Source organism: Kitasatospora sp. NPDC056181 (assembly GCF_042266225.1).
Lineage (GTDB): Bacteria > Actinomycetota > Actinomycetes > Streptomycetales > Streptomycetaceae > Kitasatospora.
The window spans coordinates 1-13,450 of sequence record NZ_JBHJUK010000191.1 but is presented as its reverse complement, the minus strand read 5'-3'; the positions used below and the strand labels follow the sequence as shown (position 1 = coordinate 13,450).

Sequence of the window (13,450 nt, the reverse complement as noted above, 5' to 3'; positions counted from 1 at the left end):
CCCCTGGCCCGGGGGGGCGGGGGCCCCCCCCGCCCGGGTCCGGAGCGGGGTCTGGTCGGATGGACCCGGCGCCGGGCCGTGGGGGTGACCCGGCGCCGGGCGTCGGGGAAGCCGGCGCGGCCGGGGCTGTCAGCTCTCGCGGACGGTGATGTCGTCGCACCAGCCGTAGCCGGTGCCGGTGCGGGCGTAGCAGTAGATCCTGGCGGTGGTGGTGTTCGGGCCGGTGGTGAAGGTGACCGAGGCCGGGGTGAAGGAGGTGCCGGTGAAGAGCGTGCGCTCGGAGGAGCCGGCCGCGTCGTACTGCTTGGCACCGAGGGAGAGTTCGGTGCCGCTCGCGGAGACCTTGCCCCAGCCGCTGAGGGTGTAGGTGGCGCCGGGCCTGACCTGGATGATCTGCTCGGCGGCGGCCTGGGCGGGACCGACCTTCACGGCGCGGCTGCCGCCGTGGTGGGTGGCGGTGTCGAGGGTGACGCCGCCGTAGCTGGTCCACGGGTTGAGGGCGGAGTTCTCGAAGCCCGCGTTGCGGACCAGGTTGACCGGGCTGCACGTGCTGTCGTCGAACGCGGACGCCTGGTGGAAGCCCCGGTCGGGACGGCAGACCTGCGGCAGCGCGTTGCCGAAGTAGTCCTTGCCGCCGAGGGTCGGGATCGCGGTGCCGGTGCCGCGGACCGGCGAGCCCTCGCTCAGCTTGTAGTCCTCCGGGGTGGTGCCGCCCGCGTTGACGAACTGCGGGTCGTACGTCTTCTTCTCCGGGTCGGCCGGCTCGTTGGCGGGGTGGTTGCCGAAGAAGGTGTTGGCGGCCCAGGTGAAGTCGGCGGCGTTGTACGTGCCGTTGCCGTCCAGGCCGTCGAAGCCGCCGCTGCCGAGGTTGTGGAGGACGTTGTTGGTGAAGCGCGCCTTGGTGACGCCGTAGCCGTCCTGGACGATGTCCGCGGTGGAGCCGGCCGGCAGGTAGACGGTGTTCTGGTAGAGGTCGGCGCTGTTCTCGCCGGAGGCCGCCAGCCAGCGGTCCTTGTCGTGGTGGCTGAGGTTGTAGCGCACGACCGTGCCGGTGCTGCTGGAGCCGGCACCACAGGCCCCGCAGAACAGCATGAAGCCGCCCTCGTTGTCGTGGCTGTGGTTGAACTGGAAGACCGCCCGGTTGTTGCCGTAGTCGGAGTCGAACGCCATGCCGTCGCCGTTGCCCGGAAGCCTGCGGACGTGGTGGACCTCGTTGTACTGGATGAGGGCGTCGTCGGAGTTGATCGTCCAGATCCCCGCGTTCGAGCCCATCGGGCGCATGGCGATGTCGTAGGCGGTGTTGTGCTCGACCAGGCCGTGGTCGGCGGCGCGCAGGACGATGCCGTCACCACCGGTGTTGCTGATGGTGTTGCCGCGGAAGACCAGACGCGTGTTGGCGCGCCAGTTGTTCTTCGTGCCGCAGTCGTCGCCGGTGCCGTACTGGGGGCGGCACATCCAGGTGGTGCGGTTGGTCAGACCCTCGCGGTCGACGTTGTCGATGCGCGAGTTCTGGACGAGGACGTCGTCGAAGTTGGTGGGGGTGGTGGTGCCGGAGACCCGGAACTGGATGCCGTTGGACCACTTGGTGGCGTCGCCGTTGACGTCGTGGACGTAGACGTCGTCGACGACGTAGTGGGTGCCGACGCCGTCGGGCAGGTCGGCGATCTCGACCAGCAGGCCGTTGCGCTCGCGCTTGGTGGCGGCGGTGTCCTTGAAGGTGATCTCCAGGTCGCGGATCTCCCACTGCTCGACGTCGGAGAGGTGGACGGCGGCCTTCTCGCCGGTGGCCGCGCTGCCGGCGACGACCGGGCGGGCGGTGCCGGGGCCGTACGCGGCGAGCGTGATCGGTGCCGCGGCGCTGCCGGAGCCCTGCGGCTTCAGGGTGCCGGTGCAGGTCGCCCCGCGCTTGAGCAGCAGCCGGTCGCCCGGCCCGAAGACGTACGCGTTGGCGGTGGCCAGGCCGTTCCACGGATTGGCCTGGCTGCCGTCACCGTTCGACGCGGCCGAGCAGTCCAGGTACCGCGTGGTGCCGCCCGCGGCGGCCGCCTCCGGTGCCGACAGGGACACCGGGAGGACGAACAGCGACGCGGCCGCCGCGATGGCGGCGGCACGTCTCGGCGTGGGGTTCAGGTGCATGGGGGACTCCCGAGGTGGGGGAGGGAGGAGGGGAAGTGGGCGCCCGCCCGCACCCTAGGGCGATCGTCTGATCGGGTCAATCCATTGCGGGCTCATCGATCGATATTTGATCGAAAAGCCCGAGTATCGATCATACGATCCCCCTTCGCACCGCCTCGCGCGCCGGTCACCGAACGCATCCGCCGAGGGGGTTTCTGTCACCGAGGGTGGCAATACGTAGGGACCCGCATTGAACACCCATCGATCGACACGCTGTGCTGGAGGTGCCGCAGCACCCGGCGCGGCCCGAGGATCGAGCAGGTGGACGAGATGATCGCAATCGCCGGCAGGCATCAGGCCGACTCTGCCCCGCGGACCGCGGTCTACCTGCGCACCTACCCCTTCGACACGACCGCGATGGAGTGCCCCCGCCGGGCACTGGAGGAGCTGGCCGCGCAGGCAGGGCTGCCGGAGCCGACCGTCTACCTGGACAACGGCCTGCGCCCGGAGGACGGACTGCCGGCCCTGGACGCGCTGCTGGGCGCCGTCCGCGCGGGCATCTTCGACACGGTCCTGGTCCCGGGGCCATTCGTGTTCGGCCTCGACGACGCCCGGGCGCGGACGGTGGTCGAGGAGCTGGAGCGGCACTCCTGCCAGGTGCTGGAGCTGCCGGCGCACGGCGTTCACCCGGGTTCGGTCCCGGTCCGGGTCTGCGCACCGGTCCCCGTCCGGGTCTGCGCACCGGTCCCCGTCCGGGTCTGCGCACCGAGCGCCGCCCACTCCCCCGCCCCGGCGGCGGTCCCGCCCTCCGCCGCGTCCCCCGCCGCGTCCCCCGCCGCGGAGGCGGTCACGGCGGTGGTCACGGAGGCGGTTCCGTTCGCGGCCCGCGTGCGTCGGCGGGTAGCGGTGGTGGGGCCGGGGCTCGTGGGCTGAGGCCCCGGCACCACGCGACGGCGGCCGGTCAGGACACGGGACGTACCATGATCATGGACTCCAGCTTGTCGGTGCTGTTCCACAGGAGCTGGATGCTGGTACCGGTGGCCGGGACCTTGACGCTGTTGTACGGGTTCTCGGCGTCCCAGTACACGCCGGTGCGGTCGTTGAACTCGGCGACGCCCGGCAGGCTCGGCACGGTGACCGGGACGTCGGCCCGCGGCAGGGTGAGGCTGTCGGTCGCCTCGGAGCCGAAGGTGGAGTCGTAGCTCTGGACCCGGGTGTTCATCAGCCGGCCGTCCTTCCAGCGGAGCGGCACGGGGTGCGCGTCGACCGGCAGCACGAGGCCGGATCCCGGGTGGTCGTGGACGTTGTTGTCACTCTGCGAAGCATCCCAGAACCAGATCAGCAGGCCGTTCTGGTAGGGGAAGTGCTCGACCCGGCGCGGGCGTCGGGCCGATCCGAAGACGTACGGACCGGTGCGCAGGGTGCTGTCGTAGGAGACGTACTGGCGGTTCTCGACCAGCTAGTACTGCCCGTGCTGCTGGGTGAAGGTGCCGGTGGTGCGGGTGAAGCCCTTGGCCGCCCAGCCGTTGTCGCCGTTCTCCGCCCCGTCGGCGAACAGGACGGTGGTGCCGTCGGCGGTGAGGGACAGCTCGTCCAGCGCGAGGCCCTTGAGGTGGGTGCTGCCGTCGGTGGTCACCCGGAAGCGGATCTTGACCTGCCGGCCCGCGTAGGCGTCGAGCGGGTAGGTGAGGGTGCCCCAGGCGCCGGCGGAGGTACCGCTGAGGGAGGGGGCGCCGCCGGCATTGACCGGGATCGGGGCGCCGTCGAAGGTGCCCGGCAGTGCGGTCCACTCGCCACCGCCGTCGGTGGACACCTCGGCGTAGGCGTAGTCGAAGTCGCGCTCCAGCTCGTACCAGCCCGCGGCGGTGAGCGTCGCCGAGGTGCGGCCGGTCAGGTCGAGGTCGCGCGCCAGGGTGACGTTCTGGTTGTCGGCGCTGCCGCTCCACCACTCGGTGGCGCCCGCCCGGGGCGTGTTGATCACGGTGGTGACGGTCTTCTTCGGCAACTCGACCACGACGGCCTGCGGCAGCGTGGTGTTGAACTCCACCGGGCCGGTGCGGTGCACCGAGAGCGTCCCGGCGGTGGCCTTGTCGTAGGTGAGCCACCCCAGTTGGAGCTTGCTCCACGCGTCCAGGTCGGCCGGGCGGTCGCCGATCTCGTCCCGTCCCTCGCCGAGCCAGGAGCCGGAGTTCATCAGCGACCAGTAGCCGACCGAGTTGTCGACGCCGTGACCGGTGGTGTCGTAGAGGTCGGGCAGGCCGAGGTCGTGGCCGAACTCGTGGGCGAAGACGCCGAGTCCACCGTTCTCGGCCTGCATGGTGTAGTCGCCGGCCCAGATGCCGGTGGCGCCGACGGGGGTGCCGCCGAGCCTGTTCCCGGTGGGGCCGGTCCGCCCGGAGCCCGAGCCGTAGACGTAGCTGCGGTGCGCCCACAGCGCGTCGGAGCCCTGGGCGCCACCGCCCGCGGACTCGTCGACGCCCGCGTGGACGATCTGGAAGTGGTCGACGTAACCGTCCGGCTCGTTGAACTCGCCGTCGCCGTCGAAGTCGTAGCGGTCCCACTGGTCGTACTCGGCGATCGCGGCACGGATCTGTTCGTCGGTGCGGCCCGCGGCCTTCTGACCGGCGACCCAGGCGTCGACGGCGTCGCGGATCAGGTCCTGGGCGTTGGAACAGACGTTGTCGCCACACCAGTTGGAGCCGTAGCGGGCCTCGTTCCAGGGCACCTCGACCCAGTCGGTGGCGGTGCCCTCGACGGAGTACCGGCCCGAGGACTGCTTCTCGTAGTAGGTCTTCAGCGAGTCCTTGGTGCTGCTGAAGTAGAGGTCCTGGTAGTGGGCCCGGTCGTAATCGGGCTGCCAGGCGGTGGAGTTGTCCGCCGTCCGGTCGGGGCGGGCGATGCTGTTGTGCAGCGGTCCGGGCGTGCCGCCGTACTTGGGCCTGCCGTCGTGCAGGGTGGTGGTGTCGACCTGGTCGCCGAACTCGACCAGGATGGTGAAGATCCGGTCGGTGCGCTGACGGGCGAGTTCGACGTACTGGCCGTCGCCCAGTTTGACGGCGGTGCTGGTGCCGCGGCGCTCGACGGTGGCGGTGCCGGCGACCAGCTGTTCGGTGGCGGCCTTGCGGGCGGCCTCGGTCTTCTCGGTGAGGGGGCCGGGCAGGTTGTGCTCGACCGCGCGAGCCGCCTGGACGTCGGCGGGGTCGGGCGTGACGTCGGGGCCGGCGGCGGCCGAGGCGCTGGGCGGCAGCAGGATCAGGCCCATGGTGGCGGCGACCGCGGCGGCGGTGGCCGCGGCGAGGGTGCGGGATGTCTTCACGAGGGGTCGTCGTCCTTCTTTCGGTAGTGGGCGGGTCGGCTCGTCAGGTGTCAGCTGGGGGGCGGTCGGCGCCCGGCGGGTGCCGGCGAAGACCGGAAGCTCGACTCCCGGCGGGTTCAGGAGGTCGGGGCCGGCGCGGGCGCGAGGCCGAGGGCGCGGGCCAGCACCCGGCGACGTTCGGCGGCTTCGGCGGTGGCGAGCAGGGCGCTGAGGACGGCTGTGCGGGCCTGGCCCGCGCGCAGTGTGCCGGCCGGGACGGCGCCGGCGGCGACCAGGTCCACCGCACCGCCGTTGGTGGCGAGTTCCGCGACGGGACCGGCCGGGACCCGGGTGCTCAGCGCGACGAGCACGCCGCGCTCGGTGGCCTCGGCGACGGCCTCGACGAACGCGGGTGTGGCGTTCCCGGCGCCGCTGCCGACCAGCACGACGCCCTGCGCGCCGCCCGCGACGGCGGCCCGCAGCAGCATCGGGTCGGCGTCCGCGTGGTGCGTCACCACATCGACGCGCAGGGGGAGTTCGGGAACCGTCCGGGGCGGGGGCGGAAGCGGCGCGGTACGCGAGGGCAGCGCGTGGACGCTCACCGTCTCGCCGCGGACCTCGCCGATCGGCCCGGAGTCGGGCGCGGCGAAGGCGTCGGTGGCCACCGTGTGGTACTTGACGGTGCCTCGGGCGGCGAACACCTTCCCGTCGAAGACCACCAGCGTGCCCATCCCGGAGACCGCCGAGGCGGTGAGGACGGCGTCGTGCAGGTTGCCCGGCCCGTCGTCGGCGTTGCCGTCGAACGGGTGCATCGCGCCGGTGAACACCACCGGGCGCGGGTCGTGATGGTGGAGGTCGCTCAGGAACGCGCTCTCCTCCAGGGTGTCGGTTCCGTGCGTGACGACGATGCCGTCCACCTCCGGCCTGGCCAGGATCTCGTGGATGCGGCGCAGGAGGGTCAGTTGGTGGGCGGTGGTCATCAGCGGGCCGTCCAGGCTGCACAGGTCGTCGAGTTCGACGGAGACACCGGGCGGGACGGCCGCGCGGGAGAGGACCTCCCACCCGGTGGCGCTCGCGGTGTAGCCGGTTCCGCGCCGGCGGGCGGAGATGGTGCCTCCGGTGGTGATGACGACGATCCGTCCCATGAGCCTCGTCCGTTCTGTGCTGTGCGTTGTTCGCGGACCCGGCGGTGGTGCCGGGCCGCTGGGGATTCGGGTGGTGGCCGGGCCCGGACCGCTGTGGGGCACGGTCCGGGCCCGGCCGTCGGGGCCGTCCGCCGGTTCGGGTCGTGGCGGCACACTCCGTCGGGTGCCGGCGGACCGTCGGGCGGGCGCCACGGAGCCGGGGGCCTGGGGCCGGGGGCCTGGGGCCGGAGGGGATGGTCAGGAGGCCGAGCAGATGGTGAGGTACGTCTGCCTGGTGCAGCTCACGGTCGCCGACGCGGTCGCCGTGCCGCCCTTGTTGTCGGTGACGGTCAGGCGGGCCTGGTAGGTGGCGGTGGCCTCCGGGTAGGTGTGACCGGGCTTGAGCTCGGTTCCGCTGGTGCCGTCGCCGAAGTCCCAGCGGTACGAGGCGATGGTGCCGTCCGGGTCGAAGGCGTCGCTCGCGTCGAACCCGCACCAGGCCGCCGCGGTGCAGAAGCGGCTGAACGAGGCGACCGGCTTCTCGTTGAGTGCGGGGTCCGTGGCGCGGACGTAGGCGCTGTTGCGGCTCGTGCGGCCGGCGGAGTCGGTGACGGTCAGCTTGGCCTGCTTGACGCCGTAGGAGGCGTAGGTGTGGACGGGCTTGACGCCGGTTCCGGTGGTGCCGTCACCGAAGTCCCAGCTGTAGCTCGGGCCGCTGCCGCCGGTGAGCGAGGCGTCGAAGGTGCAGGTCTTGCCGGAGGCGTCGCAGGTGGCGACGAAGGTGGCGTCGGGGCCCGCCGTGCCGCCGGCCGGGAAGACCGTCGTGTCGGTGAGGTCGAGGAGGGGTTCCTTGACGCCGTCGCCGGAGGTGTCGGTCCAGTTGGCGTTGCCGGCGGCCACGATCCGGTCGCGGACGGCGAGGACGCCGGCGCGGTTCACGGCCCGGTTGGGGCCGCGGGTGAGCCAGGCGGCCGCGCCGGCGACGGCGGGGGCGGCCTGGGAGGTGCCGCTGTAGTTGGAGTAGCCGCCGTTCTTGAACGTGGACTGGATGCAGTCGCCGGGGGCGGCGATGTCCACGCCCCGGCCGAAGTTGCTGTAGTTGGAGAGCGTGTCGTCCTTGTTGGTGTTGTTCTTGTTGCACCAGGCGAAGCTGCCGCGGCCGCCGGGCTTGCCGTCCGCGTCGCTGAGCGAGGAGACGGTGATGGCGTCGGGCACGTTGGCGGGGCTCTGGTTGGACACGTCCCGGTGGTCGTTGCCCGCCGAGACGACGACCACGATCCCCTTGGCGATCGCCCGGTTGACCGCGTCGTTGACCGCCCGCTCGGTGCCGTCGAAGCCGATGCTGATGTTGGCGACCTCGATCTCGTCGGCGTGGGCGGTCACCCAGTCGATGCCGTTGACGATCTCCTCGGTCGAGCCCTCACCGTCCTTGTTGAGGGACTTGACCGACCAGAGCCGGGCGCCGGGGGCGACACCGACGTAGCCGATGCCGTTGTCCAGACCGCCGACGATCCCGGCTACGTTGGAACCGTGACCGTTGTCGTCGTATCCGGCGTTCTCCACACAGGTGCTGACGCCCACGCAGTTGACTCGCCGGACCACGTTGAGGTCCGGGTGGTAGTAGTCGATGCCGGAGTCGATGACCGCGACGTCGACGTCCACCCGCTGGTCGAGACCGTCGCCGACCTTCAGCCCGGCGTTGGCCGGCGCCCCTGTGCGGCTGGTGCCGTTCGGGGTCGCCTGCCCGTCGGCGCGGCCGGTGGCGGAGGCCTCGACGTAGGCGACGTTCGGGTCGGACCGCAGGGCGTTCACGGCCGCGGGGGTGAGCTCCGCCGAGAAGCCGTCGAGGGCGGAGCGGTACACGGAGCCGAGCCCGACACCGGGCACCGAGCGGGCGACGGTGACGGGATCGACGACCGCGCCGTCCTTCAGGACCACGATGTAGTCGGCGGCGGGGCCTTCCGCCGGGGCGGCCGACGCCGGGGCTATCGAACCGATCCCGGTCAAGGCCGCCAGCATCACGCCGGCGAGCGCTGCTGAGCGCTTCATACGTCCTCCTTGTGGGGGCTGGGAGTTGACGAGAAGGCTAGGGCTCCCGGAGCCGTTTGGATCCACCGGTTTCCCGCCGATGGCGGTAAACCGACAGCCCGTGAGACAGGGCGGTTACGTGCACGTTTCGGGCCTGTGGGACCGGCGCCCGCCGGGTCCGAACGCAGTCCCGGCCCCGCCTCCACCCCCAGCCCCGGCCCCGGCCCCGGCCCCGGCCCCGGCCCCGGCCCCGGCGGGAAACGGCGCCGCGCCCGGCGTCAGCCCTCGTGGGCCGTCGCCGGGCGCGGTGCGGGCGACGTGGGTCGCCCCGGAGGAACGGCTCGGGATCAGCCGATGCCGCAGGTCATGTACCACTGCAGCCTGGTGCAGGTGACGGTGGCGGAGGCACTGCCGCTTCCGCCCTGCGCATCCGTGACCGTCAGCGTCGTCCGGTACGTGCCGGAGGCGGTCGACGGGAACTCGTGGCTGACGGCGGCCCCGCTGCCGGTGGTGCCGTCACCGAAGTTCCAGCTGTACGAGGCGATCCTGCCGTCGGGGTCGTAGGAGCCGGCGGAGTCCAGCGAGCAGTGGCCGTTGACGGTGCAGAAGCCGCCGATCCTGGCAACCGGCTTGTCGTTGTGGCCCGGCTCCAGCAGCCGGAAGGTGGTCTGGTTGCGGCCGGTGCGCCCGGAGGCGTCGGTCGCGGTCAGCTTCACCGTGTAGGTGCCGTAGGAGGCGTAGGTGTGGACGGGCTTGACGCCGGTTCCGGTGGTGCCGTCACCGAAGTCCCAGCTGTAGCTCAGGCCGCTGCCGCCGGTGAGCGAGGCGTCGAAGGTGCACGCGCGGCTCGCCCGGTCACAGTCCGGGACGAAGGTGGCGTCCGGGGCGGCGGTCCCGCCCGCGGGGAAGACGGCCGTGCTGGTGAGGTCGAGGAGGGGTTCCTTGACGCCGTCGCCGGAGTTGTCGGTCCAGTTGGCGTTGCCGGCGGCCACGATCCGGTCGCGGACGGCGAGGACGCCGGCGCGGTTCACGGCCCGGTTGGGGCCGCGGGTGAGCCAGGCGGCCGCGCCGGCCACGTGCGGGGCGGCCTGCGAGGTGCCGCTGTAGTTGGAGTAGCCGCCGTCCTTGTAGGCGGACCGGATGCAGTCGCCGGGGGCGGCGATGTCCACGCCCCGGCCGAAGTTGCTGTAGTTGGAGAGCGTGTCGTCCTTGTTGGTGTTGTTCTTGTTGCACCAGCCGAAGTCGCCCAGGCCGCCCGGCTTGCCGTCCCCGTCGCTGAGCGAGGAGACGGTGATGGCGTCGGGAACGTTGGCGGGGCTCTGGTTGGACACGTCCCGGTGGTCGTTGCCCGCCGAGACGACCACGACGATCCCCTTGGCGATCGCCCGGTTGACCGCGTCGTTGACCGCCTGCACCGTGCCGTCGAAGCCGATGCTGATGTTGGCGACCTCGATCTCGTCGGCGTGGGCGGTCACCCAGTCGATGCCGTTGACGATCTCCTCGGTCGAGCCACTGCCCTTGTCGTTCAACGCCTTCACCGACCAGAGGCGGGCGCCGGGGGCCACGCCGACGTAGCCGATGCCGTTGTCCAGACCGCCGACGATCCCGGCGACGTTGGAACCGTGGCCGTTGTCGTCGATGCCGGCGTTCTCGACGCACGAGGTGACGGCCACGCAGTTCACCCGGCGGACCACGTTGAGGTCGGGGTGGGTGTAGTCGATCCCGGAGTCGATGACCGCGACGTCGACGTCCACCCGCTGGTCGAGACCGTCACCGACCTTCAACCCGGTGTTCGCGGTGGCCCCGATCCGGGCCGCACCGTTGGGGACCGCCTGGCCGTCGGCGTGGCCGGTGACGGAGGCCTCGACGTAGGCGACGTCCGGGTCCGAGCGCAGGGCGCTCACGGCAGCAGGGGTGAGCGCCGCCGAGAAGCCGGTGAGCGCCGAACGGTAGACCGAGCCGAGCTCGACCCCGCGCACCGAACGCGCGACCGCGGCGGGATCGGCCGTCGCACCGTCCTTCAGCACCACGACGTACCGGGCGCGTTCCTGCTCCGTCGCGCCAGTGCCCTGGGCGGACGCCGGACAGGTGCTCAGACCGGTGACCGCGGCCAGCACCAGGCCCGCGGATATCGCGAACCGCTTCATGCTTCCTCCATGTGGGGGTTGGGAGTTGGGCAGAGACTAGGGCCGCGGAAGCCGATTGGACCCGACGGTTCACCGCCACTGGCGGCAACCCGACACCCGCCGACCCCCGGGCGCGGTGCCCCTACGATGGGCTGCGCCGCCGCCGGGGCCCACCGGCCCGGTTCACCCCGCAGCAGAGGAGGACGGACCGTGCTCGAAGCCCTTGGAGTCTCCGCGCAGGAGGAGGCGCTCTACCGCGTCCTGCTCCACGATCCGGACCGGACGCTGGCCGAACTGGCGGAGGGAACCGGGCAGGACGCCTCCGGACTGCGCCGCAGGCTGCGGGAGTTGGAGGCCAAGGGCCTGCTCACCAAGACCCCCACCCGCCCCGTCCGCTTCCGGCCGGCCCCGCCCGAACTCGCGCTGGAGGTCCTGGCGCTCAGCGCGCGCCAACGCGTCGACCGGGCCCGGATCGCCGCCGCCGACCTGGCCGAACTGTGGCGGGCCGGGCGCGACAGCGGGGAGCCCACCGTCGAGGTGGTCCAGGGCGACGAGGCCAACACCCTGCACTTCGAGCAGGTGCAGCAGTCGACCAGGGAGGAGGTGCTGATCCTCGACAAGCCGCCCTACGTCGAGGAGGGCGTGGCCGGCCAGACGGACGTCCAACTGGAACTGATGGCCCGCGGCGTGCAGTACCGCACGGTGTACGACCGCACGGCCATCGCCGAGCCCGGGCAGCTCGCCCTGGCCCGCCGGCTCACCCAGCACGGCGAATCCGCCCGGGTCGTCGAGGGGCTCCCGATGAAGCTGCTGATCGCCGACCGGCGGATCGCCCTGGTGCCCGTCGTGCTGGACGGCGAGCGGCAGACCGTCGTGCTGCGCGCCTCCCCCCTACTGGACGGCCTGCTCGCGCTCTTCGAGGCCCAGTGGGAGCGCGGCACCCCGCTGTGGGGGCGCGGCCGACCGGCCGCCGAGCTCGGCGAGGAGGACATCCAACTCCTCGGCTACGCCGCCGCGGGCTGGACGGACGAGATCATCGCCCGCCGGATCGGGGTCAACAAGCGCACGGTGGAACGCCGGATGCGACGGCTGATGGACTCCCTGGGCGCCCGGACCAGGTTCCAGGCGGGCCTGCAGGCCGGCCGCCGCGGCCTGCTCGGCTGAAGGTCCCTCCGTCCGGTCGGGCCCCCCGTCACTCCGCGAGCCCGCGCCGACTCGCCTGGAGGCCCGCCTGGAAGCGGGTGCGTGCCCCCAGCGCGTCCATGAGGCTCCGCATCCGGCGCTCCACCGTACGTTTGCCCAGACCGGTGCGCCGCGCGATCGCGTCGTCGGTGTATCCCGCAGCCGCGTACCCGAGCATGCGCCGGCTCGCGGTGTCCAGGCCCTCCTGCCGCGGCAGCGACCACAGCGGCGTGCCGTGCTCCCAGAGGCACTCGAAGAGCGCGAGCAGGCCGTCCAGCAGCGGGGAGGGCTCCAGCACCACGCTCTCCCGGGGCTCGGAGAAGACGAGCGGGAGCAGTCCGGAACTCCGGTCGGTGATCAGCATCTTCAGCGGCACACCGTTCACCACCCGGGCCTGCTCACCCGCCCGCGCCAACTGCTCGGCCCGCTCGAACTGGCCCGGATCCTCCAACGAGCGGCTGTCGTACACGGTGCGGTACGTCACGCCGCGGGCCATCAGCTCCAACTGCAGGTCGTGCTGGGGCTCCACGCCGTCGGCCAGGTACGGCGGCTTGTCCAGGATCAGGACCTCCGCGCGGGCGGCCAGCTGGGCCTGGAGGTAGCGCCTGGTGTTCGCCTCGGGACCGCGCACGACCATGAGCGGGACCTCGCGGGACCGCGCCCCGCCCTGCCGGATCGCGGCGAACTCTGCGGCGGCGGCCCTCGCAGTCTCGATCCGCTGGTGCTCGTCGAGTGCCAGGACCTCGATCGCGAGGTCGGGCGGCGCCGCCCGGAACCGCGCCGGCCGCTCCCGGGTGCGGACCACGAGCCCCTTGGCCTCCAGCGCCCGGAGCCGACGCCCGGTCAGGGCCGGGGTCTGGCCGACGCTCTCGGCGAGCGCGGCCAGCGTGGGATCCCCGGCGGCCAGCACGGCGCGGTACACCCTTTCCTCGCTCTCGCTCACACCGAACGGCCCGAGCATCCGGTCACCCCTTCCGGCCGTCAGCCGTTCTCCCCCGCACCCGCCTCCACCACTCGGCGAACAGCGTGCCGCAACAGTAGGGGAGGCACCGCACCGGGGAAATGGCGGACTGCCGCCAGTGTCGTCACCCCGACACCGACCCGCCCCGCGCCGCCGGGCCCCCGGTCGAGTGCCCGGCCGGAGATCCGCCGGAGTCCGCCGCGGGTGCGCGCGGTCGCCGCCGGAAGCGTGTCAGGCGGCGGAAGCGTGTCAGGCGGCGGCGCCCGAACCGCGAACCCCCAGGTCCGCGGTGTCCTCGCCCCTGCCCCTCACCAGCTCACCGGCCGGCTTCACGGTGACGTCCGCGAAGTGGGCCTCGGGCGTCGGCCGTTCGGCCGGCGGCCTTCGCCATCACTCCGGCCACGATCGGCGCACCCCAGCTCGCGGTCTCGGTGGGTGCCGACGCGCCCAGCCCGTTGGAGAGCTTCAGGAACAGCGGCCGCTCGGCCGAAATGCCGGAACCGCCCCCGGTCGTCGGGGGCTTCGGGTTCGTCGGCGTGCCCCGGTCGCTGGTCGCCTGCGATCATTGATCGCTGCGACCGACGCGAGCTCCTGGAGGTTCTCCACCCGGGTCTCGTCC

At 72.5% G+C, this 13,450-nt stretch carries 7 protein-coding genes and 1 pseudogene; 2 read left to right on the top strand and 6 right to left on the bottom strand.

The window, feature by feature from the left end:
• Nucleotides 1-129 precede the first annotated feature (129 nt).
• Nucleotides 130-2,136, bottom strand: coding sequence for a carbohydrate binding domain-containing protein (locus ACFC1F_RS39210; protein WP_376165961.1), 2,007 nt, complete (start codon nucleotides 2,134-2,136; stop codon nucleotides 130-132).
• Between the two features lie 300 nt (nucleotides 2,137-2,436).
• On the opposite strand from ACFC1F_RS39210, the gene ACFC1F_RS39205 reads away from it, so the two are divergent.
• Nucleotides 2,437-3,048: a hypothetical protein gene (locus tag ACFC1F_RS39205; RefSeq protein WP_376165959.1), complete on the top strand. Its 612-nt coding sequence runs from the start codon at nucleotides 2,437-2,439 to the stop codon at nucleotides 3,046-3,048.
• A 28-nt stretch (nucleotides 3,049-3,076) separates the two neighbouring features.
• Here the strand turns inward: ACFC1F_RS39205 and ACFC1F_RS39200 are convergent.
• The 4 genes and pseudogenes from ACFC1F_RS39200 to ACFC1F_RS39185 all read right to left on the bottom strand — a co-directional run bounded on the left by ACFC1F_RS39200 (nucleotide 3,077) and on the right by ACFC1F_RS39185 (nucleotide 10,709).
• Nucleotides 3,077-5,377, bottom strand: a pseudogene (locus tag ACFC1F_RS39200) (immune inhibitor A domain-containing protein).
• Nucleotides 5,378-5,547: 170 nt separating this feature from the next.
• Nucleotides 5,548-6,555, bottom strand: a complete 1,008-nt coding sequence (locus tag ACFC1F_RS39195; RefSeq protein WP_376165957.1) for an asparaginase — start codon at nucleotides 6,553-6,555, stop codon at nucleotides 5,548-5,550.
• A 237-nt stretch (nucleotides 6,556-6,792) separates the two neighbouring features.
• On the bottom strand, nucleotides 6,793-8,583 hold the full coding sequence (locus tag ACFC1F_RS39190; RefSeq protein WP_376165955.1) for a S8 family serine peptidase: 1,791 nt from the start codon (nucleotides 8,581-8,583) through the stop codon (nucleotides 6,793-6,795).
• Nucleotides 8,584-8,909: 326 nt separating this feature from the next.
• Nucleotides 8,910-10,709 carry a S8 family serine peptidase gene (locus ACFC1F_RS39185; RefSeq protein ID WP_376165953.1) on the bottom strand — a complete coding sequence of 600 codons (1,800 nt, stop codon included), beginning with the start codon at nucleotides 10,707-10,709 and terminating at the stop codon, nucleotides 8,910-8,912.
• Between the two features lie 189 nt (nucleotides 10,710-10,898).
• Between ACFC1F_RS39185 and ACFC1F_RS39180 the strand changes: the two genes are divergently transcribed.
• On the top strand, nucleotides 10,899-11,852 hold the full coding sequence (locus ACFC1F_RS39180; protein ID WP_376165951.1) for a winged helix-turn-helix transcriptional regulator: 954 nt from the start codon (nucleotides 10,899-10,901) through the stop codon (nucleotides 11,850-11,852).
• A gap of 28 nt (nucleotides 11,853-11,880) precedes the next feature.
• Here ACFC1F_RS39180 and ACFC1F_RS39175 read toward each other — a convergent pair whose 3' ends face one another.
• Nucleotides 11,881-12,831 carry a helix-turn-helix domain-containing protein gene (locus ACFC1F_RS39175; protein ID WP_376165949.1) on the bottom strand — a complete coding sequence of 317 codons (951 nt, stop codon included), beginning with the start codon at nucleotides 12,829-12,831 and terminating at the stop codon, nucleotides 11,881-11,883.
• Between the last annotated feature and the right edge of the window lie 619 nt (nucleotides 12,832-13,450).